A 21,970-nucleotide genomic window follows, 5' to 3' on the forward strand; every position below is an offset into this window, starting at 1 on the left:
CAGAACGCCAGCGCGGCGCCCCGCTGCCTGATGCCTGCCCGCGCGGGACCCCCGGCGGCGCGGGCGGCGGCGTGGCCGGCGGGGCGGTCAGGCGGCGGCACATCTCTTGCTTCATGGCAGGCATCACGTCGGCCGATCGGCGGCCGAACCTTCGCGCGAACAGAAAGATGCCGACCACCATGCCCACTTTCATCCGCCTTTCCTGGCGGCGGCTGCTGCCGGCCGTGCTGGCCGCGGTGCTGCTGCTGACCGCCGCCGCCACCGCCCGCGCCGCCGCCGGCGAGCTGCCGCAGCCGCAGGGTCCGGTGATCCTGACCATTACCGGCGCCATCACCCGCACCAACGGCGACGGCGTCGCCCGCTTCGACCGCGCCATGCTGGAGGCCCTGCCCGGCCGCTCGGCGGCGGTGGAAACCCCGTGGCTGAGCGGCGTCACCACCTACGAAGGCCCCTTCGGTGCCGCCGTGCTGGCGGCCGTCGGCGCCAGCGGCGCCACCCTGAAGGTGCGGGCGCTGAACGACTACGTCGCCGAGGTGCCGGCGGAGGACTTCCAGCGCGACGGGCTCATCCTGGCGCTGCGCGAAAACGGCAAGGTAATGTCGGTGCGCGAACGCGGCCCCGTCTTCATCATCTATCCTTTCGACCTTGATCCGGCGCTGAATTCCGAGAAGTATTACAACCGCTCGGTCTGGCAGATTTCGACCATCGAGGTTGAGTAAATGAACGTGTCGCTGTGGCGCGCACCGGGACTGGTGGTCATTGCCGCCCTGGCGCTCGCCACGGCGGCGGCCATCCTCATGCTGCTGGTGTGGCGGCAGTCGGACCTGAAGGCCGGCATCCGCGAGGACGCGGTATGGGCCACCTACCAGCTCGACCGCGAGACCATGCGCCTTGCGTCGGAGCTTGACCGGCTGGTGGCCGGCATGGAGGGGGCGTCGCTGGAGTCCATGGGGCTGCGGTTCGACATCCTCTACAGCCGCGTCAAGCCCATCGAGGCCGGCTATTACCCGGAATCCTTTGCCGCCTGCCAGCGCTGCCAGGATCTGGCGACCCTGATCGCCGAGGACATCCGCGCCATGGTGCCGTGGTTCGATGCCGTCGCGGCCGGCGAGGTGCCCGACACCGCCGCCGTCACCGCCATGGCCGCATCGGTGGAGGCGCTGGCGGTGCATACCGGCGAACTGGCGGTGCGCGCCAATACCGAACGGCAGGTCACCCTGTCCAACGACCGCACCGACACCATCCGCCTCTACGGCGTGCTGGCGGCGGCGGTGGTGATCCTGGCGGCGGCGCTGGTCGCCAACATCGTCATCCTGTTCCGGCAGGTGCGGGCCATCCGCGAGAGCGAGCTGTCGCTGCGCGCCGCCACCCAGGACGCCACCCGCGCCGCGGCGGAGGCGGAAAAGGCCAACCGCGCCAAGTCGGAATTCCTGTCGTCCATGAGCCACGAGCTGCGCACGCCGCTCAACGCCATCCTCGGCTTCGCCCAGCTGCTGGAAGGCAACCGGCGGGAGCCCCCCACCGACCGCCAGCGCACCGCCCTGCGTCACATCATCAAGGCCGGCGAGCACCTGCTCAGCCTCATCGGCGACGTGCTCGACCTGGCGAAGATCGAAAGCGGCCGCGTGGTGCTGACCCTGGATGCGGTGGAGGTACGGCCGCTGGTGACCGATGCCGTCGCCTTCGCCCGCTCCATCCCCGCTGCCACCAGCCTGCAGATCGTCGACGCCACCGCCGGCCTGCCGCTGGCGGAGGTGACCGCCGATGCCACCCGCGCCCGTCAGGCGCTGCTCAACCTGCTGTCCAACGCCGTGAAGTACAACCGCCCCGGCGGCGTCGTCCGCATCAGCGCCGAACGCTGCGGTGACCAGTTGCGGCTGTCGGTCACCGATACCGGCCCCGGCATCCCGGCGGAGGTCGCCGACCAGCTGTTCCAGCCCTTCGCCCGCCTGGGGCAGGAGAACGGCACCATCGAAGGAACCGGCATCGGCCTCGCCATCACCCGCAAGCTGGTGGAGCAGATGGGCGGCGCCATCGGCTACGTCAGTTCCGACGGCGAGGGCAGCACCTTCTGGATCGACCTGCCGGTGGCGGCCGAGGCGCCGGTCACCAGCCTCGCCGCCCGCACCACCGCCGCTGCGGCCACCGCCGCCGCGCCGTCGGCGGACGGCGATCCCGCCGGTGCCGCCGCCGCCACCCGCGACGGCCATGTGCTGTATGTGGAGGACAACCGCTCCAACATCGCCCTCATGAAGGCGATCATCGAGGAAGTGGCCGGCCTGCGCCTGTCCAGCGCCGAAACGCCGGAAAACGGCCTGGCGCTCGCCCGCAGCCTGCTGCCCGACCTCATCATCCTCGACATCAACCTGCCGGGCATGAGCGGCTTCGACGTGCTCGCCGCCCTGAAGGCCGAACCGGCCACGGCCGCCATTCCGGTGGTCGCCCTGTCGGCCGATGCCACCGCCCTGAGCATCGAACGCGGCCTGGAGGCCGGCTTCGTCACCTACATGACCAAGCCGGTGCGCATCGGCGACGTCAAGCGCATGCTGGCGACGGTGGGCCTCGGCCGGCTGGCGCGAGCATCCTGACGTTTCAGCCGGCGGCGGCGGCGGCGGCCGGCTCGAAGATGGCGTAGATCTTGCGGCAGGCTTCCAGCGTCGTCCAGGTGCCGGTGAAGCCGGCCGGGATGACGAAGGCGTCGCCGGGGCCGTAGGTGCGGCTGCCGCCCGCCGCATCGGCCAGCACCACCCGGCCGCTGAGGATGACGCACAGCTCGTTCTCGGTATAGGCGACGTTCAGGGTGCCGACCGCCCCTTCCCACAGCCCGCAATGGAACTGGCCGCTGGCGTCGCTGAACACGTTCCACACCGCCTGATCGCCGCTGCCGGCCGCCAGTTTCTCCGGCGCCGCGGTGAAGCGTTCGGCCGGCACCGCGGCGGGATCGACGGCGCGCACGGCGGCGATGGTGACGGCGGCGACGGCGGACATGGCATGCTCCTGCGCTAGGGGACGATGCCCGCCAGCCTAACCCGCCGCCCCGCCGCAGCGAAAGCCCCGCCGGGCGACCCGGGCGGGGCCTGCGCAGGACGATGTAGCGTCGTCCAGGAGGACGCCGACCTCAGCGGTCGACGCCGTGCTGCGAGCCGCTGAGGCCCGGGCGCGGGTTGGAGCGGCCATCGGCCGACGGCGGCCGCACCCAGCCGCCGTCGCCGGCACCCCTGTCGCGGCCGGCGCGGCCCTTGTCCTCCGGCAGCGGTTCCGGCCGGGCGGCGTGGCCGGCAACGCCGAGGGCGCGGGCGGCGCGTTCCTCGTCGCTCATGCCGCCGGTGCCGGTGGCGGCGCCCGCTGTGCTGCCGGAGGCGGCCGTGCCGGTGCTGCCGGAGGCGGCCGTACCAGTGGAGCCGCTGCCGGCCGCCGCCGCCGCCGCCGGCGGACTGGCGCCGGGGGTGCCGGAGCGCCCGGCAGCGGTGGCGGCAGCGGACCCGGCACTGCTGCCCTGGGTGCGGTCGCGGTTCTGGTCGTCGTCGCGGGAGGCGGCGGAGCGGCTCTTGTCCTCTGCCTTGTCCTCGGCCTTGTGCAGCTGCTGCTCGGCCTGGTCGAGGGCGCGGTGGCCGACGTCGTGGGCGGCATCGCGGACCCGTTCGCGCAAGGGTTCGTAGGCCTCTTCCTCGACGCGGGTGCGGGGCATCATCGCCGCCGCCAGCACGCCGAAGGCCGCCGCCGCCACGCCCAGCATCAGCGGGTTCTGCTGCGCGAACTGGCCGGCGGCGCGGAAGGACTCGCTCGCCCGCTCGCCAGCCATGGAGGCGGTGGCCGCCATGCGGTCACGGGCCTCGGCCATGGTGTCGCCGGCCCGGTGGAGGCCGTCGCGGGCGCTGTCGGCAGCGCGATGCATGCCGTCGCGGGCGCTGTCGGAGGCGCGGTGCATGCCGTCGCCGGCCCGGTGCAGCCCGTCGCGGGCGCTGCTGCCGGACCTGTCGAGGCCTTCGCCGGCGCGGCTGGCGGTGCCGCTCATGTGGTCGCGGAAGGCGGCGGCGCCGGCCGCCATGCGGTCGGCGGAGGGGCCGCTGTCGCGGGCGGTCATCAGCCACGTCAGGCCGACGCCGGCCAGGATGGCGGGCAGCGGGTTGTCGCGCACCTGGGCCATCAGGTTGCGGCCGAAGATGCCGCCGTTCTCGCGGGCATAGCTGATGGCCTGATCCATGGCCGCCTGAGGGTTGAGGCGGGCCTGCAGGGCATCGAGCGTGGCATCAAGCTCGGCGCGGGTGGCTTCCAGATCGCGTTCGATCTCGTCGGGGGTGCGATGGTCGGTCATCGGACGTGCTCCCTCAGCATCTCGCGATCCTGCTGCAGGTTGTCGCGGGTTCGGCGCGGCGCCAGGCGGGTGCTGCGCAGGGCGGCACGGCCGGACATGGCAAGGACGATGGCGACCACCAGCGCGGTGCCGCCGACCACCAGCGACGCCACCCACGGCTGCCACACGGTGGACAGGCCCTGCACGGCGGCCAGCAGAAGGATCACCAGCGCCGCCATGGCGATGGCGAGGCCGACGCCGATGGTGATGAGGGCGCCGAGCGCCTTGTGGACGCTTTCGTCCATCTCGGCGCGGGCAAGCTGGACTTCCTGGCGCACCAGCTGGACGACATCGCGCCCAAGGGTACCCACCAGCTCGCCCAGACTGCGGTCATGCATGCTGATATGGCTCATGTTGTCGGTCTCCTGTTGCCCCGGACTCAGTGCGGGCGGCCGCCGGGGTCGGCGCCGGTGCCGGCGGTGCCGCCGCGCGGCGGCATCATCTCGCCGCCGGTGGGCGAGGCAGCGGTGGCGGTGGGACGGCTGCGGCCGGGCTCGCTGCCGGTGCCGGTGCCGCTCAAGGTGCCGGCGACGGCCGAGGCCGCGGCCGGGCCGGCGGCCAGGCGGTCAGAACGCATGTCGCTGCCGGACCGGCGATGGTCGTCGCGCAGGCCGGAGGCCATGTCGGCGCCGCTGCCGGCAGCAGCAAAGCGGCCGAGGGCGAAGCCGAGCGCCATCATGCCGCCGACGAACAGCACCGGCTGCCGCTGGGCGAAGCTCTGCACCTGGTCGAGCATGCCGCGCAGGTCCTGCTGGCGCAGCGCCTGCGACAGGTCGTCCAGGCGGTCGGCGGCCATCTGCATGGCGCTGCCGATGGGGTCGCCTTCCAGCCGGTCAGCGGCATCGCGCAGCGCTTCGCCGGTGCGGCGGGCGCGGCCGGCGGCGCTGTCGCGCACGCCTTCGAAGCCCTGCTCTACGGCATTCATGCCGCTGTCGCGGGCTTCGCGGCCGAGGGCCCGCAAGCGCTCGGCGTCGCTGTCGCTGCCGTTGCCGCGGTAGGTGTCAGCCATGGTCGTCTCCTTGGTCTGGAGGGACAGACGAACCCGCAGGGGCGGGCACGGTTGACGACTCAACGCCCCGCAGCCGCCGCAGTTCTGCCGAATCCCACCAATAACGTGTTGATTTTCCTTAAAGCGCGAACTGCAAACGGTATGAGCCTACCGCGGCGTGCAGCAGCGGCAGGAGAACGCGGGCAAAGAGGATCGGGGGGCCGGCTGACCCGCCCGGCCGGCCTTGTCCGCAGTCAAGGCGGCGGCGACGGCGATGGGGTGAGGTGGGCGCCAGTCCCGGACCGGAGGGAGGCCCCGCCATGACCGACAAGCAGCTCGCCATGCTCATCGTCGCGCCGATGATCGTCGGCATGATCGTCCTGATGTGGCGCCAGGGGGCGGTCAGCCCAATCGTCGCCGGCGTGATGGCCAGCCTGACCACCCTGACCGCCGTCTTCGTCGCCCTCACCTGACGGCCGCCGCCGCTGCCGCTATACTGGCGGCCGGCAGAGGCAGCTGGGAAGAACCGGGCATGACGGCATGGATGGATGCCAGCGACGCGGCGGCGCTGGCGTGGTTCCTGGTGGTGTGGCTGGGCTACACGCTGTTCGCCGACCACGGCCCGGCGCGGCGGCGCAGCATCGGCTATGCCATGAACGCCCGCCGGCGGGCGTGGATGACCGAGGCCTGCCGACGCGAGGTGCGCATCGTCGACACCCAGATCCTCGGCAACCTGCTGACCGGCATCGGCTTCTTCGCCTCCACCACCATCTTCGTCATCGGCGGCCTGATCGCCATGCTGGGCGTGGCGGAGGAAGGCGCCCGCGCCCTGGCCCGCCTGCCGGTGCAGGTGGATACCGACCCGGCCGCCTGGGAGGGGAAGGTGATCCTCCTGCTGGTGATCTTCATCTACGCCTTCTTCAAGTTCGCCTGGGCCTTCCGATTGGCCAACTACTGCTCCATCACCGTCGGCAGCCTGCCCGCCGAGGCCGGCAGCGACCCCGCCGCCGAAGCCCGCATCTCCGAGGCGGCGGCGGCGCTCAGCCGCATTTCCGGCCACCATTTCAACCGCGGTCTGAGGGCGTACTTCTTCGCCCTGGCGGCGCTGGGCTGGATGCTGGGACCGGAAGCCTTTGCAGCCATGACGGCAGGGGTTCTGGCCGTTCTCTACCGGCGGGAGTTCCATTCGGAGGCGCTGGCGGCTGTGCGCAATCTGTGACGGCGCATCGTCTGCCAACCTGAGCCCACGCTACTCCGTTGGAGGGGAGAAACCGCAACACGGAGAGGAGACTCCCCCATGGCTCAGCAGATCTACGAGCTGCTTCAGAAAGACCACGAGGCCGTCAAGAAGGCCCTGACCCGCCTGCTGGAAACCTCAAACGGGGCAGAAAAGACCCGCGAAGACCTGTTCCAGAAGGTGAAGCAGGAACTGGAGGTCCATACCAAGTTCGAGGAAGAGGTCTTCTATCCCACCTTCCGCGAAGACAAGGGCGACAAGGAAGCCCGCGAGGAGGTGAAGGACGCCCTGGACGAGCACAAGGAAGCCAAGCAGATGCTGGCCAAGCTCGAAAAGATGGACAAGACCTCCGACGAGTTCATCGAGACCATCCGCGAACTGCAGCAGGCGCTGGAGCACCACATCTCCGACGAGGAAGACGAGATCTTCCCGCAGGCGCGCGAAACCGTCGATGACGACGCCGCCGTGGAAATGGCCGAGCGCTATCGCGAGATGAAGAAGCGCGCCCACTGACCGACCGACTGACCGGCGGCGGCGGTCGCCGGACATTGCAGGGGGGCGGCACCAGCCGGTGCCGCCCTTGCCGCGCCCCGGCCCCGCCGCCGGCCCCGTCCGCCACGACGCCCGTCCCATCCCCACCCCCACGCCAGAGGAGCCATCCATGGCCGAGGACACGCCCTTCCCGCCCCAGCGCCAGAGCCAGCCGGGCGACGAACACCGCATGGCCCCGGCGCCGGAGCCCATCCGGCGCGATTACAAGGGCAGCGACAAGCTGACCGGCAAGGTCGCCATCATCACCGGCGGCGACAGCGGCATCGGTCGCGCCGTCGCCGTCCACTACGCCCGCGAAGGCTGCGACAGCGCCATCGTCTATCTGGAGGAAGACAAGGACGCCGAGGAAACCCGCCGGCTGGTGGAGGCCGAGGGCCGCCGCTGCCACCTCATCCGCGGCGACCTGGGCGACCCCGCGTTCTGCCCGCGGGTGGTGGACGAAACGGTGCGCGAGCTGGGGCGCCTCGACATCCTGGTCAACAATGCGGCGGAACAGCACAAGGTCGACGACCTGCTGGAGATCACGCCGGAGCTGTGGGATCAGGTGTTCCGCACCAACATCCACGCCTACTTCTACCTGACGCGCGCCGCCCTGCCCCACCTGCAGCCGGGCAGCAGCATCATCAACACCACCAGCGTGAACGCCTACAAGGGCAACCCGCAGCTGATCGCCTACAGCTCGACCAAGGGCGCCATCGTCGCCTTCACCCGCTCCATCGCGCTGATGCTGATCGACAAGGGCATCCGGGTGAACGGGGTGGCGCCGGGGCCGATCTGGACGCCGCTCATTCCCGCCACTTTCCCCGAAGACAAGGTGGCGGAGTTCGGCAAGCAGGCGCCCATGGGTCGCGCCGGCCAGCCCGACGAGGTGGCGCCGAGCTACGTCTTCCTGGCCAGCGACGACGGCAGCTACTTCACCGGTCAGGTGCTGCACCCCAACGGCGGCTACATCGTCAACGCCTGAACGCGCACGGCCCCCGCCGGCCGCAAGGCGGGCGGGGGCCGTGGCGGGACGAGCCTCAGGCGGTCGCCAGCTCCTGCTTGCGCTTTTCCACCACCTGGTCGGCGGTGCGGCCCTGCACTTCCTGCAGGCGCTCGAACCGCCAGGCGAAGGTGCCGACGCCCATGGTCACCGAGCGCAGCTCGACGATCAGGTCGTGCATTTCAGCCTGCGGCACGCAGGCCGTCACCGTGTCCCAGGTCTCCCACCCCGGACGGCGGTCGAAGCCGAGGATCTGGCCGCGGCGGCTGGACAGCGCCCGCTGCGCCTTGGAGGTGTACTCGGTCGGCACGCTGACCTCGACCATCAGCAACGGCTCCAGCAGCAGCGGCTCGCACTGGGGCATGCCGTCGCGCATGGCGATCTGCGCCGCCGTCTTGAAGGCCATTTCCGAGCTGTCGACGGTGTGATAGCTGCCGTCGAACAGTTCCACCGCCACATCCACCACCGGGAAGCCGAGCGGGCCGCGCGCCAGATACTCGCGCACCCCCTGCTCCACCGCCGGGATGTACTGCCGCGGCACCACGCCGCCGGTGATGTGGTCGGTGAAGGCGAAGCCCTCGCCGCGGCCGAGCGGCTTGATGCGCACATGCACGTCGCCGAACTGGCCATGGCCGCCGGTCTGCCGCTTGTGGCGGCCCTGCACCTGGGTGCCCTTGCGGATGGTCTCCTTGTACGGCACCTGCGGCGGCGCCGTGGTGACCTCCACATGGTAGACCCGCGCCAGCTTGGCCACCGCCACCTGCAGGTGGGTGTCGCCCTGGCCCCACAGCAGCATCTCGCCGGTGCCGGCGTTCTGCTCGACGGAGAGGCTCGGGTCTTCCTCGCACAGTTTCTGCAGCGCGCCCGACAGCTTCACGTCGTCGCCCTGCTTGGCCGGGCGCACCGCCAGCGCGAACAGCGGTGTCAGCGGGTCGAGCCATTCCACGTCGGCCGGCGGCTTCACGCCCACCACGGCGCCGGTCGGCACCTCTTCCAGGCGGCCGAGCGCCACCACCGATCCGGCCGGCGCCTGATCGGTCTTGCGGGTCTCGCCGCCGAACAGGGTGAACACGCCGGTCACCTTGCCGCCGCCGCCGGCGGAGGACTCCACGGTCATGCCGTCCTTCACCGCGCCGTTCCATACGCGCACGTAGGACAGCTTGCCGGCATGGGGGGCGTGGACGGTCTTGAACACCTGCGCCAGCGGCGCATCGCCGGCGGCATCCAGATCGAGGCCGGCGCGCAGCGCGGCCGTTTCGTGACCCGGCACCTCGTGGCGCAGGGCCTTCAGCAGCCGGCGCACGCCCTCGCACTTGTCGGCGGAGCCGAAGAACACCGGCACGATCTTGTCGTCTTCCAGATCCTTGGCGAGGTCGGCATAGACCTCTTCCTTCGGCGGCACCACCTCTTCCAGCAGTTCTTCCATCAAGTGGTCGTCGAAGTCAGCCAGCGCCTCCAGCATTTCCTGGCGGGCGGCCTGTTCGCCGTCGCGCACGCTGTCGGGGATGCGGATGAGGTCCGACGGCTCGCCCGGCTTGTAGCGGTAGGCGCGTTCCGAGACCAGGTCGACATAGCCGACGATCTCGTCGCCTTCCTTGATGGGCACTTCGCGCAGCACCAGCGGCCGCTGCGAATGGACCTGCAGCGCCTCCAGCGCCGCGCGGACGTCGACGTTGTGGTGGTCGACCTTGTTGATGAACAGCACGTGCGGGATCTGGCGGTCGTCCAGGAACTTGAGGATGGGCGCCACCATCACCGCCCGTTCGGGCTCGGGGTCGCACACCACCACCGCCACGTCGGCCACCAGGGCGGCGGCCAGGGCATCCTGCAGGAATTCGGTGGAGCCGGGGGCGTCGAGGAAGGTCCAGGGCTCGTCCAGCCAGGCGCAGGCGGCCACGTTGACCTCGACGCTCATCTGGCGGTCGCGCGCCTCGGGCGAGGAGTCGCCGACGGAGGACTTGTCGCTTACGGTACCGCGGCGGTGCGTGGCGCCTGCCGCATGGAGAATGCTCTCAAGGAGCGTCGTCTTGCCGCCCATGTATGGCCCCACCAGGGCCGCCACGCGGGGCGTTGATGCCTTGCCGACCATGGACCGTCTCCTTCTCCCTCGTTGACCCAAGGGCTGTCCGACGCTGTTGCGGCGCCGGCCGGGGCGACGGTGCGGGTGGCGCATCGGCTCCGGCAAGCCCCACCCGTATGCTCCACCCGGGCCAGGGGCAGGCGCAACCGAAATCGATTTCGGCGTTTTTCGGTCCTTTTCTTGCTGCCATGCAACATCAGCATTGCTGCGCCGCCCATTGACCGTGCGGTGGAACTGCCGCGATAGTGGCCTCTATTGCCGGTGGCGGGAGCGACGACATGGCAGCGGTCAGCCGCCTGTGGCGGCACGACGGCATCGAGGTGGTGCGGGTGCGGGCGCCGGGCGGCAGCCTCGCCTACGACCGCCATTTCCACGACGACTGGGTGATCGGCGTCAACCTGACCGGGCGCGAACACCTGTGGCTGGACCACCGCCACCACGACGTCGCCGCCGGCGCCATCACCGCCTATGCCCCCGGCGCCGTGCAGGCGGGACGGTTCGAGGGGCCGGCGGCGGATTTCGTGTCGCTGTACGTCAGCCCGCAGGCCTTCGCGGACCTTGCCGCCGAGGCTACCGGCCGCGACGGCGCCACGGTCGCCCTCGCCCGGCCGGTCATCGACGATGCCGCCGTGGCCGCCGCCCTGGTGCGGCTGGCGGCACCGGGGGCGGGCGAGTCGGGATTGGACGCAGTGGTGCTGGCGCTGGGCGATCTGATCCGCCGCCATGCCGACCGCCCGGCGGCCGCCCCGCCGCCGGCGGCGCCCGACCGGCTGGCGCGGGCGGCGGAGTACCTGCGGGCGACGCTCGACCGGCCGGTGGACCTGGCGGAACTGGCGGCGGTCTGCGGCCTCAGCCGCTATCACCTGGCCCGCAGCTTCCATGCCCGCCACGGCCTGCCGCCGCGCCTGTGGCACCAGCAGCTGCGGGTGGCGGCAGCGCGGCGGATGCTGGATGCCGGCACCCCCATCGCCGAAACGGCGGCCGCCAGCGGCTTCGCCGACCAGAGCCACCTGACCACCGCGTTCCGGCGGGTGATGGGCACCACGCCGGCGCGGTGGCGGAAGGGGCTCAGCCCCGCGCCGGAGAGGTGAAGTCAACGGCGATGCGGGTTTCCCGCAGCGGCCGCACCCGGCGGATGCTCTCTTCATACAGCGGGTGGGCCTTGTAGGCGGCCAGCGCCGCCTCGTCGTCGAACTCGCCGTAGACCACCACGTCGATCTCGTCCGACCAGGCATCGTGCTTTTCGTTGAGCACGACCTCCAGCGTCCGGGCGTGGGGGATGTCGCGCAGGATGGACAGGCCCTGATGGATGGTGTGCAGGTCCTGCTTATCCTTGGCGCTGAACAGTACGATATGGCGGATCATGCGCTTTCTCGCAAAATTTCAAGTCGGGGCGCATCCTGCCCGCCACCGCAATCGGCTTCAAGACGCGGATGCGGCGACGCAGCACATTGGCGCGACATCGTCATCCCGCGCCGGAGGCCCTGCCCGCCATGCTCACCCTGTTCATCGCCGCCTTCTGGGTCGGCCTCGCCTTCAATGCGCCGCCGGGGGCGGTGGCGGCGGAGACCCTGCGGCGCGGCCTCGCCCACGGCTTCCGCCCGGCCTTCGCCGTGCAGGTGGGATCGCTGATCGGGGATGCCGCCTGGGCGATTGTCGGCCTGACCGGAGCCGGCGTGCTGATGGAGGTGGCGGCGGCGCGCGGCCTGCTGGCGGCGGCCGGGGTGGCGCTGCTGGCCTGGCTCGGCCTGCAGGCCCTGCGCGATGCGGCGCGCGGCGACAGGCCGGCGGCGGCGGCCGAGGCGGCGGCGGGGGCGCCCGACGGCGCCTTCCTGGCCGGCGCCCTGCTGCCGCTGACCAACCCCTTCGCCGTCGCCTACTGGATGGCGCTGGGTGGGGCGCTGGTGGCGCTCGGCATCGAGCGGCCGGAGCCGGCGCACTATGCCGTGTTCTTCGCCGGCTTCATGACGTCGTCGGTGCTGTGGTGCTTCATCGCCGCCGGGGTGACGGCGTGGTTCCGCCGCATCCTCACCCCCGTCCTCTACCGCACCGTCAACGCCGCCTGCGGTCTGGCGCTGGTCGCCATGGCCGGGGCGCTGGGAGTGCAGGCGTGGAGCTGAGGCGCCGCGCCTGCCGCCCCTACGGCGCCTGGGTCGCCGCCGCCGCCACCTGCACCACCGCGGCGGGCGGGGTGGCGAGGCCGGGGACGTAGGGGTGATGTTCCGCCTCATAGTAGCGGCGGATCTTCACGACGTAGGTCTGGGTTTCCTCATAGGGCGGGATGCCGCCGTAGCGCAGCACCGCGTTCTCGCCGGCGTTGTAGGCGGCCAGGGTGCGGGTGACGTCGCCCTCGAACAGCGACAGCAGCCAGCGCAGGTACCTGGCGCCGCCGCGGATGTTCTGGGCCGGGTCGAAGGGGTCGCTGACGCCGAAGCGGGCGGCGGTCTCGGGGATCAGCTGCATCAGCCCCTGGGCGTTGGCGTGGCTGACCACATCCGGGCGGTAGGCCGATTCCACCGCCATCACCGCCAGCACCAGGTTGGGGTCGAGGGCGTATTCCGCCGCCACCTGCTCGACGATCTCGCGGTAGGCGGCCGGCGGGTTGAGCGGCAGGCGACCGCCGGCGGCGGGCATGGGCGGCTGCATGCCGGGGCAGCGCGGCGCCCCTTCGGCGGCGATGCCGCCAAGCCGGGCCAGCAGCTTCGGCGCCGTGGCGGGGGCGGCCTCGGCGGCGGCCTTCAGCCAAGTGACGCCGCGGCCGTCGCTCTGGTCGACGCCGCGGCCGTTGAGGTGCATCCACGCCAGCGCGAACATGGCGTCGGAGTTGCCGGCGGCGGCGGCGCGGCAGTAGTGGCCGAGTGCCTTTTCGTAGTCGCGGGCCACCCCCTCGGCATGTTCATAGCGCACACCCTCGCGGAAGGCGGCCTCCCCCGGCGCCGTCGCCGGGCCCGCCTGGGCCGCCGGAACGGCGGCGATGGCGGAGAGAAGGGCAGAGGCAAGGCTCATCCGAAGGGCGGTCATCCGCATTGCAGGGCAGCTCCGGTCCGGTTGACAGGCCGGCCCATAGCAGCAAGCGGCGGGCCAGACAGGCCGGGCGCGGCGGCGCGACGCTCGACACGGCGCCGGTGTAAAGCCGGCCGACACCGCCGCACCACCACCGCCGCCGAAGCATCGTCCGGCGTAGGGACGGCGGGCGCCGGGCGCCCCGGCGGCGGCCCCTGCCGGAGCCGCTGCGGCTGCGCCCTCCGGCGGATGTCGGCGGACTTTACGGCCACCGCCGACCCGGCAGACGGTCGCAGGTGGTTCTTGTTAATCCTTTCCGTGTAGTCTCTCGCACCCGTCAGATGTCGCCCTGCCCCGAGGAGCCGGCCGTGGAGCTGGACGTTCCGACCCTGATCTTCACCATGACGCTGACCACCCTGGCCGGCGGCATCGCCCTGGCGGCGGCCAGCCGGCTGCATCTGCCGGTGCGGGGGATCGGGCTGTGGTCGGCGTCGCAGTTCCTCAGCAGCCTCGGCCTGGCGCTGGCCCTGACGCGGACGGTGGCGGGGCCGACCGTCGGCATCGTCGTCGCCAATACCGCCATCCTGGCCGGCTACCTGCTGCTGTGGCTGGGGGCGCGGCGGCTGGCCGGGCGGCGCCTGCGTCCGATGCAGGTGGCGCTGCCGCTGGGGCTGACGGCGGTCGGCCTGTGGCTGTTCATGGGCGACGACGGCATGGCGGCGCGGGTGATGATCATGTCGTTCATGACCTCCGCCCTGCTGGTGCTGACGGCGCGGGAATTCGTGCGCCACGAGGCGCCGGCCACCAACAGCCGCCACGTGCTGGCCGTGCTGTGCGCCGGCCACGCCATCTTCTATGCCGCCCGCGGCGCCATCGCCGCCGTGGCACCGCCGTCGAACAGCCTGTTCCCGGCCGGCGTCATGGGCACGGTGACCTTCCTGGAGGCCTTCGTGTGGGTCATCCTGGTCACCCTCGGGCTGGTGGTGCTGACCAGCGAGGTGCTGCACGCGGAGTTGAACCGCCAGGCCACCCGCGACCCGCTCACCGACGCCTACAACCGCCGCGCCTTCACCGACATGGCCGAGCGCGAGCTGGCCCGGGCGCGGCGCGGGCGGCGGGCGCCGGCCTTCCTGGTGCTCGACCTCGACCACTTCAAGCAGTTGAACGACCGCCACGGCCATGCCGCCGGCGATCAGGTGCTGCAGGATTTCGTGCGCGCCGTCTCCGCCTGCCTGCGGCGGGAGGACGTGCTGGCCCGCTTCGGCGGCGAGGAATTCGTGCTCATGCTGCCCGACAGCACGGCGGCGGAAGCCCTGACGGCGGCGGAGCGCATCCGCCTGGCGGCGACGGCGCTGGCGGCGTGCGACGACGACGGCCAGCCCATCGCCGTCACCGTCAGCATCGGTATCGCGCCGCCGCCGCTGCACCCCGGCGACGATCTGGCGGGGGTGCTGCGGCGGGCCGATGCCGCCCTCTACCGCGCCAAGGCGGCCGGGCGCAACCGGGTCATGGTGGCCGATCCGCTGCCGGCCGCCGCGAGCGCCTAGAAAATGGCCGTCAGGGCGGCGATATCCAGCACGCCCGTCACCCACAGGCCGATCACCACATGGCTGACGCTGACCCCGATCAGCGAGCCGTGGCGCAGGTACATCCAGCCCCAGAACAGGCCCGGCAGGAACACCGCCAGGGCATAGCCGAGGCCCAGGTGCTGGTGGCTGATGGAGAAGATGGCGCTGGCCAGCACCACCGCCTTCCAGCCGCCGCCTTCCGGCCCGGTCAGCATCTGCTGCAGCGAGCCCTGGATGGCGCCACGGGCGACGAACTCCTGCACCGGCGACAGCACGGCATAGAGAAGATAGGCGCTCACCGTCGCCCCCACCCCGGCCGGCGACACCCACGGCGCGATCACCGCCATGCCCTGGTAGGCCGGCACCACGGTCACCAGCACCGCCTTCAGCGCCGTCAGGGCGGCGCAGAACACCACGCTCCACCCCAGGCCGTCGATCAGGCTGTGGCGCCAGTTGCGCAGGGTGAGCCCGAAGGCCTCGCGCGGGAAGCCGCTGTAGCGCACGATCAGCCACGATGCCGCCGCCATGCCCAGCAGCAGGCCGGAACTGACGAGGGTGGTCGACGCCCCATGGGCCGCCAGCCGGCGCAGCACGTCCAGCGACGAGATGTAGACGAACATCACCAGGATGATGTTGGCGAACACCCGGCCGAAGGCCAGCCGCTCCTGCTGCGCCCTGATCAGGCTGCGCAGGCCGTCGGCGGCGCGGGCATTGGAGTCGCGCAGGCGCATGTCGAGCGTGTCGGCCTGCAGGCGCATGGCATGGGCCAGGATGTCGACGCCGTCCTCCTGCCGCAGGGACTCGAGCGCCGCCCGGTCGAGGGCGACCACCCGGCACGGACCGGCGGCGCGGATGGTGGCGGCGCGCGGGGCGGCGGACAGCAGCCCCATCTCGCCGAAATGCTCGCCCGGCTCCAGCTGCGCCACCGGCATCAGGTCGGCGCCGATCAGCACCTCCAGCTGCCCCGACAGCACCACATACAGCCGGTCCGCCGCCTCGCCCTCGCGGAACAGGATGGCGCCGGCGGCGTGATCGTGGCTGCTCAGCCGCCGCCCCACCGCCGCCAGCGCCGCCGGCGGCAGGTCGTGGAACAGCCGGCATTGCTGCCAGGGAACATCCTGCGGTATATGCTCAAGCCCGCCGACCGCATTCATTTGGTTGCAGACACCCGATCCGCCCGAGGCTTCTACACGGACCACCCATGCGCCAGAGGATCACACCCGCACCGGACCTGCGGCCAAAGGGCACGAAAGTGGTAACTATCTCCTACCCCAGGGGCGGGTTCTGCTTCAAGACATCATCCCTTTCGGCCAGCACCCATCCCCATCCTCCCCGGGAAGCCCTGTCCACATGCGCCACCTCCTGACCACCCGGCCGCACCCCTCCCGTCCGGCCGCCCGCGGCACCGGCGGAACCGGCGGCAGCCGGCGGGTGCACGACCTTGTCGCCCAGAGCTACCGCGCCGAGGAAGGCATCATCGGCAGCAAGACGGCGGCGGCGCTGGACACCCTGGAGCCGCACTGGCACCACTGGCCGCAGCCGGCCCGCGTGGTCGACCTGGGAATCGGCGACGGCGACCTGCTGGCCTCGCTGATGGCCCGCTGCCCGGTGCCGGTGGAGCCGGCCGGCGTCGACATCTCGCCGGAGATGCTGCGGCGTGCCACCGCCCGCCTGCCCGGCCTCACCGCCATCGAAGGCTCGGCCGCCGATGCGTCGCGGCTGCTGCCGGCGGGGGAGTTCACCGCCGTCTTCGCCCACTTCATCCTGGCCTATGTGCCGCTGACGGCGGTGCTGCGCGAGGCGGCGGCGCTGCTGCGTTCGGGCGGCGTGCTGTCGCTTGCCACCTCCACCAACGAAATGGCCCGGCCGCTGCAGGCCCAGCTGGCCGAGCTTGGCCGCCACCGCAGCATCCGCAGCCGGCTGGTGCGGGCGGCGGCGCGGCGCGGCCTGGCCCGCTCCAACACGCCGGAAAGCTTCGAGCACATGCTGCCGGCCTTCGCCGAGGCCGGCTTCACGGTGGTGGAGCGGCGCACCCTCACCTTCCCGGTGGTGTTCCGCAGCGCCCGCGAGGCCTATACCTTCATGGTGGAGGACGGCTGGGGGGTGAATGCCCTCATCCACCCCCTGGTGCCGCCGTCGGTCATGGCGCGGCTGGCGCCGTGGGGGCTGAAGGCCTTCCGCTACCCCTACGAAGCCACCCATCACGTCGAAGTGCTGCTGCTGCGGCGGGACTGACTCCGCCGCAGCCCTTAGGTCTTCAGGCGGTAGCCGGTGCGGAAGATGACGTAGATCACCGCCAGGCACAGCCCCAGGAAGGCGAAGGTCATGGCCAGGCTGACGCCGATGTGGACGTCGGCGACGCCATAGAAGCTCCAGCGGAAGCCGCTGACCAGGTAGACCACCGGGTTGAACAGCGCCACCGTGCGCCAGAACGGCGGCAGCATGTCGATGGAATAGAACGTGCCGCCGAGGAAGGTGAGCGGCATGATGATCATCATCGGCACGATCTGCAGCTTCTCCCACCCGTCGGCCCAGATGCCGATGACGAAGCCGAACAGGCTGAAGGTCAGCGCCGTCAGCACCAGGAAACCGGCCATGGCCAGCGGGTGGACGATCTCGAACGGCACGAACAGCCGCGCCGTCGCCAGGATCACCAGCGCCAGGATGAGCGACTTGGTGGTCGCCGCCCCGACATAGCCGAGCACGATCTCCCCCGGCGACACCGGCGCCGACAGCACCTCGTAGATCGTCCCGGAGAATCGCGGCATGTAGATGCCGAAGGCGGCGTTGGAAATGCTCTCGGTCAGGATCGACAGCATCATCAGCCCCGGCACGATGAAGGCGCCATAGGGCACGCCGCCGATCTCCTCCATGCGCGACCCGATGGCGGCGCCGAAGACGATGAAGTAGAGCGAGGTGGAGATGGCCGGCGTGGCGATGCTCTGCATCAGCGTGCGCCACATGCGGGCCATTTCGAACATGTAGATGGCCTTCACGGCGTAAATGTTCACGACGCCCCCCTCACCAGCGTGACGAAGATCTCCTCCAGCGAGCTTTGCCGGGTCTGCAGATCCTTGAAGTCGATGCCCTGTTCCCCCAGCCGCCGCAGCAGGGCGGCGATGCCGGTGCGGTCGGCCTGGGAATCGAAGGTGTAGACCAGTTCCATGCCGTCCGCCGACAGGGTCAGCGGCAGCCCGGCCAGGTCGGCCGGCACCGCCGCCAGCGGCGCCTGCAGGTGCAGGATCAGCTGCGACTGGCCCAGCTTGCGCATCAGTTCGGCCTTCTCGTCGACGACGATGATCTCGCCCTTGCGGATCACGCCGATGCGGTCGGCCATCTCCTCCGCTTCCTCGATGTAGTGGGTGGTGAGCACGATGGTGACGCCGCTGTCGCGCAGGCCCCGCACCATCTCCCACATGTCGCGGCGCAGCTCCACGTCGACGCCGGCGGTGGGTTCGTCGAGGAACAGGATGGACGGTTCGTGCGACAGCGCCTTGGCGATCATCACCCGCCGCTTCATGCCGCCGGACAGGGCCATGATCTTGGCGTCGCGCTTTTCCCACAGCGACAGGTCGCGCAGCACCTTCTCCAAGTGGGCATCGTTGCGCGGCTTGCCGAACAGGCCGCGGCTGAAGCGCACGGTGTCGAGCACCGTCTCGAACATGTCGGTGGCGATTTCCTGCGGCACCAGCCCGATGGCGGAGCGGGCGGCGCGATAGTTGCGCAGGATGTCGTGGCCGTCGGCCAGCACCGTGCCGCTGCTCGGCTGCACGATGCCGCAGATGATGCTGATGAGGGTGGTCTTGCCCGCCCCGTTGGGGCCGAGCAGGGCGAAGATCTCGCCGCGACGGATGTCTAGGTCGATGCCCTTCAGGGCATGATGGCCGCCGGCATAGACCTTCTCCAGCCCCCGCACGGCAATCACCGAGGGGGCTGGCGGGGCGGCGGCGGGCACGGGTCGGTCGGTCGGCGGCGGGTCTGCCGTCAGCGTCTGGCTGCTGGTCATCGGCGCCTTGCTCCTTGCAGACGGGGTCGAAAGAGCCCCCGACATAGGGCCTCAACCACGGTTGAGGTCAAGGGCCATTGGCGACGGGCCGGCACCGTGGCCCCGCCCGCCGCGGAAGCGATGGCCCTTGCCGCCGGACGCCGGGCGGCGCCTGCTGGACCCTCGCCCCACCGCGCGCAGGAGCCCGCCATGACCGCAGCCGACGACGATACCCTCTCCGCCCGGCGCCTGCGCGGCGCCGCGTTGCGCCGCCTGACCGCCGCCGGGCCGCTGTTCGTCATGCCCAATGCCTGGGATGCCGGCTCCGCCCGCCTGCTGGCGGCGCAGGGCTTCCCCGCCATCGGCACCACCAGCGCCGGCATCGCCTATGCCCTCGGCCGCCCCGACCAGAGCCTGGCGGTGCCGCGCGACACCATGCTCGCCCACTGCGCCGCCATCGCCGCCGCCGTGCCGCTGCCGGTGAGCGGCGACCTGGAGGACGGCTACGGCGCCTCCCCCGCCGAGGTGGCGGCCACCGTCACCGCCGCCCTCGCCGCCGGGCTGGTGGGCGGCAACATCGAGGACGTGGCCGGCGACCCCGACGCCGACCTCTACGACCGCGACCTCGCCTGCGACCGCATCCGCGCCGCCCGCGCCGCCGCCGATGCCGATGCCGGCGGCGTTCCCTTCACCCTCACCGCCCGCACCGACGCCCTGCTGCGCCACGGCCCGCAGGCGCTGGACGAGGCCATCGAGCGCTCCATCGCCTATCGCGACGCCGGCGCCGACTGCCTGTTCGCGCCCGGCCTCGCCGATGCCGACAGCATCGGCCGCTTCGTCCGCGCCGTCGATGCGCCGGTAACGGTGGTGATGGGCTTCACCGGCCCGACGCTGGATACCGCCACCCTGGCGGCGCTGGGCGTCACCCGGGTCACCACCGGCGGCAGCCTCGCCCGCGCCTGCTTCGGCCTGCTGCGGCGGGCGGCGGAGGAACTGGCCGGGCCGGGCACCTTCGGCTACGCGGCGCAGCAGATCCCCGATGCCGAACTGACCGCCTTCTTCCGCCGCAGCGACGACTGAGGGGGTGCCGCCCGGCGCCGGGGCTGTGGCATGCTCGGCGCCGGTCAAGCAGACAGAGGAAGAGCATCAGCCATGGACAAGACCGCCCTGGTCACCGGCGCCGGCAGCGGCATCGGCCGCGCCGTCGCCATCGCCCTTGCCGAGGCCGGCCACGCCGCCGCCCTGGTCGGCCGCCGCGCCGAACCCCTGGAGGACACCGCCGCCGCGATCACCGCCGGCGGCAGCCGCTGCCTGGTGCTGCCGGCCGATGTGGGCGATCCGGCGGCGGTGGCGTCGGTGTTCGACCATACGGTGGCGGCCTTCGGGCGGCTCGACGTGCTGTTCAACAACGCCGGCCGCGGCGCCCCGCCGGTGCCGGTGGACGAGCTGGCGGTGGAAGACTGGCTGGCGGTGGTCTCCGTCAACCTGACCGGCGCCTTCCTGTGCGCCCGCCAGGCCTTCGGCGTCATGCGGGCGCAGCAGCCGCAGGGCGGGCGGATCATCAACAACGGCTCCATCTCGGCCCATGTGCCGCGGCCGTTCTCCGCCCCCTATACGGCGACCAAGCACGCCATCACCGGCCTTACCCGGTCGCTGTCGCTGGACGGCCGCGCCTTCAACATCGCCTGCGGCCAGATCGACATCGGCAACGCCGCCACCGACATGACCGCCCCCATGGCCGCCGGCATCCTGCAGGCCGACGGCTCCATCCGCCCCGAGCCGCGCATGGACGTGGCGGAGGTGGCGCGGGCGGTCGTCCACATGGCGAGCCTGCCGCTGTCCGCCAACATCCAGTTCATGACCATCATGGCCACCACCATGCCCTACATCGGACGCGGCTGAGGACGGGGCGGTTTTCACGGTGACGGCACCGTCTGGACGGACTCCTGCACCACCGTCATCCCCAGAGGCTGGGCGGTAGCCCTGGCGGGCGTCAGCGCCACACCCCGCACCGCCCGCCGGTGCGGGGGTTTTGCGTTGGCCATGCCGCACGGCAGACAAAAAGAACCCCGGAAACGCAGGGTTTCCGGGGCAAGTAGAACAGGGAGGCTTCACGTCTGGGAGACGTAGGATCCGAGGACCCTTGCATCGGGCTCTCGCCCGATCCGTGGTGGCGGCCCGAGGGACCGCCGAAACTCTTGTCAGTTCGGTGCGGCGCTGTGCGCTGCAACAACCGACGAGTGGAGATATAGGCCATGGCATCGCCGGTCGGAACCCGAAAAACTGTAAATCACCCATGCTCCAGCCGCATGACTCAGCGGCGGAAATCCGCAGTTTGCCCAAAAGAACGGCAAAGGCTCCATGCGCACAGGTCATGGCTGAAGAAGAGGCACTTTTTTGTGCAGCGCGAAAGGCTGCGGGCGCCTCTACCCCCTTCGGCGGAGGTTTCCACACCTGGCGCAGTCCCACCCGCACGCCCTTCCGGCGGCGCGGCGGGCGGGAGGGGTTGACCGATCCCCTTGACGGCGGAAACGACTCGCCTACGGGTGCCGCAGCGGCAGTTCGGCCAGCAGGTCGCCGCCTTCCTCCACCACCCGCAGCAGGCGATGGCCGCCGCCGCCGACGGCGACGCGGAACTCGGGGCTGACCGGCACGCCGTCGGCGTCGCGCGGCCCCACCATGCGGAACACCTGGTCCGGCGTGCCGAGCACGGTCAGCGCCGTGGTCGCCGCCCGCGCCGCCACCGCCGCATAGCGCAGGTCCGCCCCCGGCCCCGACACCGCCAGCACCTGCCGGAAGCGGCCGGGATGATGCTGGAGGGCGAGGTAGGTGAGCGCGAAGGCGGGATGAAAGGCGTCGCCGTCATAGGGCAGCACCGCCTCCCCCATCAGCACGCCGAGGCGGCCGTCGTCGTCCCGCTGCAGCATGCCGAGCTGGCCGGCGGCGACTCCGTCGGCCATGCGGGTGCGGGCCGCCGCCACCGGCGTTCCCTCGCCCGGCGGGGCGCCGGCCAACAGGTGGTTGAGGCGGTCGGCATCCAGCCCGGCCGGCACCGCCACCACATCCACGCCCGGCAGGAAGCCGCCGCGGCGCGCCAGCGCCAGGGCGGCGTCGAGCGGCCAGTCGGTGACCAGGATGCGCAGGGTCAGGCTGTCGGTCATGGCGGATCGTCCCCGGTAAGCCCTTACCCCCGCCATATGGGCGACGGGCGGCGCGGACGG

Annotated in this window: 23 protein-coding genes; 12 read left to right on the top strand and 11 right to left on the bottom strand. The window is 71.6% G+C overall.

Features of this window, described 5'->3' with window-relative positions:
• Nucleotides 1-179 precede the first annotated feature (179 nt).
• Both ABD056_RS08840 and ABD056_RS08845 read left to right on the top strand, forming a co-directional pair.
• Nucleotides 180-719, top strand: a complete 540-nt coding sequence (locus tag ABD056_RS08840) for a putative pterin-binding protein (RefSeq protein ID WP_343866193.1) — start codon at nt 180-182, stop codon at nt 717-719.
• Nucleotides 720-2,588 (top strand): hybrid sensor histidine kinase/response regulator, encoded by a 1,869-nt coding sequence (locus tag ABD056_RS08845; protein WP_343866194.1) that lies wholly within the window; start codon nt 720-722, stop codon nt 2,586-2,588. It abuts the gene before it with no gap.
• A gap of 4 nt (nt 2,589-2,592) precedes the next feature.
• Here ABD056_RS08845 and ABD056_RS08850 read toward each other — a convergent pair whose 3' ends face one another.
• The 4 genes from ABD056_RS08850 to ABD056_RS08865 all read right to left on the bottom strand — a co-directional run bounded on the left by ABD056_RS08850 (nt 2,593) and on the right by ABD056_RS08865 (nt 5,363).
• Complete coding sequence (locus tag ABD056_RS08850) at nt 2,593-2,988, bottom strand: cupin domain-containing protein (RefSeq protein ID WP_343866195.1); 396 nt, start codon at nt 2,986-2,988, stop codon at nt 2,593-2,595.
• A 130-nt stretch (nt 2,989-3,118) separates the two neighbouring features.
• A complete protein-coding gene (locus ABD056_RS08855; protein ID WP_343866196.1) occupies nt 3,119-4,315 on the bottom strand; it encodes a DUF3618 domain-containing protein in 1,197 nt (398 codons plus the stop codon).
• On the bottom strand, nt 4,312-4,707 hold the full coding sequence (locus tag ABD056_RS08860) for a phage holin family protein (protein WP_343866197.1): 396 nt from the start codon (nt 4,705-4,707) through the stop codon (nt 4,312-4,314). Before ABD056_RS08860 ends, ABD056_RS08855 begins: the two co-directional genes overlap by 4 nt.
• 26 nt (nt 4,708-4,733) lie before the next feature.
• Nucleotides 4,734-5,363, bottom strand: coding sequence for a hypothetical protein (locus tag ABD056_RS08865; RefSeq protein ID WP_343866198.1), 630 nt, complete (start codon nt 5,361-5,363; stop codon nt 4,734-4,736).
• Nucleotides 5,364-5,662: 299 nt separating this feature from the next.
• Here ABD056_RS08865 and ABD056_RS08870 point away from each other — a divergent pair, with 299 nt between their 5' ends.
• From ABD056_RS08870 to ABD056_RS08885, 4 genes are all read left to right on the top strand, one after another.
• Nucleotides 5,663-5,815 carry a hypothetical protein gene (locus ABD056_RS08870; protein ID WP_343866199.1) on the top strand — a complete coding sequence of 51 codons (153 nt, stop codon included), beginning with the start codon at nt 5,663-5,665 and terminating at the stop codon, nt 5,813-5,815.
• A gap of 59 nt (nt 5,816-5,874) precedes the next feature.
• Complete coding sequence (locus ABD056_RS08875) at nt 5,875-6,561, top strand: DUF599 domain-containing protein (protein WP_343866200.1); 687 nt, start codon at nt 5,875-5,877, stop codon at nt 6,559-6,561.
• Nucleotides 6,562-6,639: 78 nt separating this feature from the next.
• On the top strand, nt 6,640-7,092 hold the full coding sequence (locus ABD056_RS08880) for a hemerythrin domain-containing protein (RefSeq protein ID WP_343866201.1): 453 nt from the start codon (nt 6,640-6,642) through the stop codon (nt 7,090-7,092).
• Nucleotides 7,093-7,240: 148 nt separating this feature from the next.
• Nucleotides 7,241-8,095 (top strand): SDR family oxidoreductase, encoded by an 855-nt coding sequence (locus ABD056_RS08885; protein WP_343866202.1) that lies wholly within the window; start codon nt 7,241-7,243, stop codon nt 8,093-8,095.
• Between the two features lie 55 nt (nt 8,096-8,150).
• On the opposite strand, the gene ABD056_RS08890 is transcribed toward ABD056_RS08885, so the two are convergent.
• Nucleotides 8,151-10,202: an elongation factor G gene (locus tag ABD056_RS08890; protein ID WP_343866203.1), complete on the bottom strand. Its 2,052-nt coding sequence runs from the start codon at nt 10,200-10,202 to the stop codon at nt 8,151-8,153.
• Between the two features lie 269 nt (nt 10,203-10,471).
• Between ABD056_RS08890 and ABD056_RS08895 the strand changes: the two genes are divergently transcribed.
• Nucleotides 10,472-11,284 carry an AraC family transcriptional regulator gene (locus ABD056_RS08895; protein WP_343866204.1) on the top strand — a complete coding sequence of 271 codons (813 nt, stop codon included), beginning with the start codon at nt 10,472-10,474 and terminating at the stop codon, nt 11,282-11,284.
• Here the strand turns inward: ABD056_RS08895 and ABD056_RS08900 are convergent.
• A complete protein-coding gene (locus tag ABD056_RS08900) occupies nt 11,262-11,558 on the bottom strand; it encodes a Dabb family protein (protein ID WP_343866205.1) in 297 nt (98 codons plus the stop codon). The genes ABD056_RS08895 and ABD056_RS08900 overlap by 23 nt on opposite strands.
• Before the next feature lie 128 nt (nt 11,559-11,686).
• On the opposite strand from ABD056_RS08900, the gene ABD056_RS08905 reads away from it, so the two are divergent.
• Nucleotides 11,687-12,313, top strand: a complete 627-nt coding sequence (locus tag ABD056_RS08905; RefSeq protein WP_343866206.1) for a LysE family transporter — start codon at nt 11,687-11,689, stop codon at nt 12,311-12,313.
• A gap of 19 nt (nt 12,314-12,332) precedes the next feature.
• Here the strand turns inward: ABD056_RS08905 and ABD056_RS08910 are convergent, their stop codons facing one another.
• Nucleotides 12,333-13,199, bottom strand: a complete 867-nt coding sequence (locus ABD056_RS08910; RefSeq protein ID WP_343866207.1) for a transglycosylase SLT domain-containing protein — start codon at nt 13,197-13,199, stop codon at nt 12,333-12,335.
• A gap of 365 nt (nt 13,200-13,564) precedes the next feature.
• On the opposite strand from ABD056_RS08910, the gene ABD056_RS08915 reads away from it, so the two are divergent.
• Nucleotides 13,565-14,743 carry a GGDEF domain-containing protein gene (locus tag ABD056_RS08915; protein ID WP_343866208.1) on the top strand — a complete coding sequence of 393 codons (1,179 nt, stop codon included), beginning with the start codon at nt 13,565-13,567 and terminating at the stop codon, nt 14,741-14,743.
• Here the strand turns inward: ABD056_RS08915 and ABD056_RS08920 are convergent.
• Nucleotides 14,740-15,918, bottom strand: coding sequence for a cyclic nucleotide-binding domain-containing protein (locus tag ABD056_RS08920; RefSeq protein WP_343866209.1), 1,179 nt, complete (start codon nt 15,916-15,918; stop codon nt 14,740-14,742). The two genes, ABD056_RS08915 and ABD056_RS08920, sit on opposite strands and share 4 nt — an antisense overlap.
• Before the next feature lie 196 nt (nt 15,919-16,114).
• On the opposite strand from ABD056_RS08920, the gene ABD056_RS08925 reads away from it, so the two are divergent.
• Nucleotides 16,115-16,999: a class I SAM-dependent methyltransferase gene (locus ABD056_RS08925; protein WP_343866210.1), complete on the top strand. Its 885-nt coding sequence runs from the start codon at nt 16,115-16,117 to the stop codon at nt 16,997-16,999.
• Nucleotides 17,000-17,013: 14 nt separating this feature from the next.
• Here the strand turns inward: ABD056_RS08925 and ABD056_RS08930 are convergent, their stop codons facing one another.
• Together ABD056_RS08930 and ABD056_RS08935 are read right to left on the bottom strand one after the other, a co-directional pair.
• On the bottom strand, nt 17,014-17,775 hold the full coding sequence (locus ABD056_RS08930; protein ID WP_343866211.1) for an ABC transporter permease: 762 nt from the start codon (nt 17,773-17,775) through the stop codon (nt 17,014-17,016).
• Nucleotides 17,772-18,770 carry an ABC transporter ATP-binding protein gene (locus tag ABD056_RS08935; RefSeq protein ID WP_343866212.1) on the bottom strand — a complete coding sequence of 333 codons (999 nt, stop codon included), beginning with the start codon at nt 18,768-18,770 and terminating at the stop codon, nt 17,772-17,774. The genes ABD056_RS08930 and ABD056_RS08935 overlap by 4 nt, the downstream gene beginning before the upstream one ends.
• A 189-nt stretch (nt 18,771-18,959) precedes the next feature.
• Here ABD056_RS08935 and ABD056_RS08940 point away from each other — a divergent pair, with 189 nt between their 5' ends.
• Both ABD056_RS08940 and ABD056_RS08945 read left to right on the top strand, forming a co-directional pair.
• Complete coding sequence (locus ABD056_RS08940; protein WP_343866213.1) at nt 18,960-19,829, top strand: isocitrate lyase/PEP mutase family protein; 870 nt, start codon at nt 18,960-18,962, stop codon at nt 19,827-19,829.
• Between the two features lie 72 nt (nt 19,830-19,901).
• Nucleotides 19,902-20,651 carry an SDR family oxidoreductase gene (locus ABD056_RS08945; protein WP_343866214.1) on the top strand — a complete coding sequence of 250 codons (750 nt, stop codon included), beginning with the start codon at nt 19,902-19,904 and terminating at the stop codon, nt 20,649-20,651.
• A 638-nt stretch (nt 20,652-21,289) separates the two neighbouring features.
• Here ABD056_RS08945 and ABD056_RS08950 read toward each other — a convergent pair.
• The gene (locus ABD056_RS08950) at nt 21,290-21,910 is read right to left on the bottom strand and encodes a hypothetical protein (protein WP_343866215.1); all 621 of its coding nucleotides are present in this window, start codon (nt 21,908-21,910) and stop codon (nt 21,290-21,292) included.
• Nucleotides 21,911-21,970: the final 60 nt, after the last annotated feature.

This window comes from Caenispirillum bisanense, assembly GCF_039523075.1.
Classification (GTDB): Bacteria; Pseudomonadota; Alphaproteobacteria; order Rhodospirillales; family Rhodospirillaceae; genus Caenispirillum; species Caenispirillum bisanense.

Excerpts from the sequence above, each read along its gene's own strand:
- ABD056_RS08860 (WP_343866197.1), bottom strand. The coding sequence starts at position 4,707 with ATGAGCCATATCAGCATGCATGACCGCAGTCTGGGCGAGCTGGTGGGT.
- ABD056_RS08940 (WP_343866213.1), top strand. The coding sequence starts at position 18,960 with ATGACCGCAGCCGACGACGATACCCTCTCCGCCCGGCGCCTGCGCGGC.
- ABD056_RS08865 (WP_343866198.1), bottom strand. The coding sequence starts at position 5,363 with ATGGCTGACACCTACCGCGGCAACGGCAGCGACAGCGACGCCGAGCGC.
- ABD056_RS08875 (WP_343866200.1), top strand. The coding sequence starts at position 5,875 with ATGACGGCATGGATGGATGCCAGCGACGCGGCGGCGCTGGCGTGGTTC.
- ABD056_RS08920 (WP_343866209.1), bottom strand. The coding sequence starts at position 15,918 with ATGAATGCGGTCGGCGGGCTTGAGCATATACCGCAGGATGTTCCCTGG.
- ABD056_RS08855 (WP_343866196.1), bottom strand. The coding sequence starts at position 4,315 with ATGACCGACCATCGCACCCCCGACGAGATCGAACGCGATCTGGAAGCC.
- ABD056_RS08840 (WP_343866193.1), top strand. The coding sequence starts at position 180 with ATGCCCACTTTCATCCGCCTTTCCTGGCGGCGGCTGCTGCCGGCCGTG.
- ABD056_RS08910 (WP_343866207.1), bottom strand. The coding sequence starts at position 13,199 with ATGAGCCTTGCCTCTGCCCTTCTCTCCGCCATCGCCGCCGTTCCGGCG.
- ABD056_RS08880 (WP_343866201.1), top strand. The coding sequence starts at position 6,640 with ATGGCTCAGCAGATCTACGAGCTGCTTCAGAAAGACCACGAGGCCGTC.
- ABD056_RS08850 (WP_343866195.1), bottom strand. The coding sequence starts at position 2,988 with ATGTCCGCCGTCGCCGCCGTCACCATCGCCGCCGTGCGCGCCGTCGAT.
- ABD056_RS08895 (WP_343866204.1), top strand. The coding sequence starts at position 10,472 with ATGGCAGCGGTCAGCCGCCTGTGGCGGCACGACGGCATCGAGGTGGTG.
- ABD056_RS08890 (WP_343866203.1), bottom strand. The coding sequence starts at position 10,202 with ATGGTCGGCAAGGCATCAACGCCCCGCGTGGCGGCCCTGGTGGGGCCA.
- ABD056_RS08845 (WP_343866194.1), top strand. The coding sequence starts at position 720 with ATGAACGTGTCGCTGTGGCGCGCACCGGGACTGGTGGTCATTGCCGCC.
- ABD056_RS08945 (WP_343866214.1), top strand. The coding sequence starts at position 19,902 with ATGGACAAGACCGCCCTGGTCACCGGCGCCGGCAGCGGCATCGGCCGC.
- ABD056_RS08885 (WP_343866202.1), top strand. The coding sequence starts at position 7,241 with ATGGCCGAGGACACGCCCTTCCCGCCCCAGCGCCAGAGCCAGCCGGGC.
- ABD056_RS08925 (WP_343866210.1), top strand. The coding sequence starts at position 16,115 with ATGCGCCACCTCCTGACCACCCGGCCGCACCCCTCCCGTCCGGCCGCC.
- ABD056_RS08950 (WP_343866215.1), bottom strand. The coding sequence starts at position 21,910 with ATGACCGACAGCCTGACCCTGCGCATCCTGGTCACCGACTGGCCGCTC.
- ABD056_RS08900 (WP_343866205.1), bottom strand. The coding sequence starts at position 11,558 with ATGATCCGCCATATCGTACTGTTCAGCGCCAAGGATAAGCAGGACCTG.
- ABD056_RS08905 (WP_343866206.1), top strand. The coding sequence starts at position 11,687 with ATGCTCACCCTGTTCATCGCCGCCTTCTGGGTCGGCCTCGCCTTCAAT.
- ABD056_RS08870 (WP_343866199.1), top strand. The coding sequence starts at position 5,663 with ATGACCGACAAGCAGCTCGCCATGCTCATCGTCGCGCCGATGATCGTC.
- ABD056_RS08935 (WP_343866212.1), bottom strand. The coding sequence starts at position 18,770 with ATGACCAGCAGCCAGACGCTGACGGCAGACCCGCCGCCGACCGACCGA.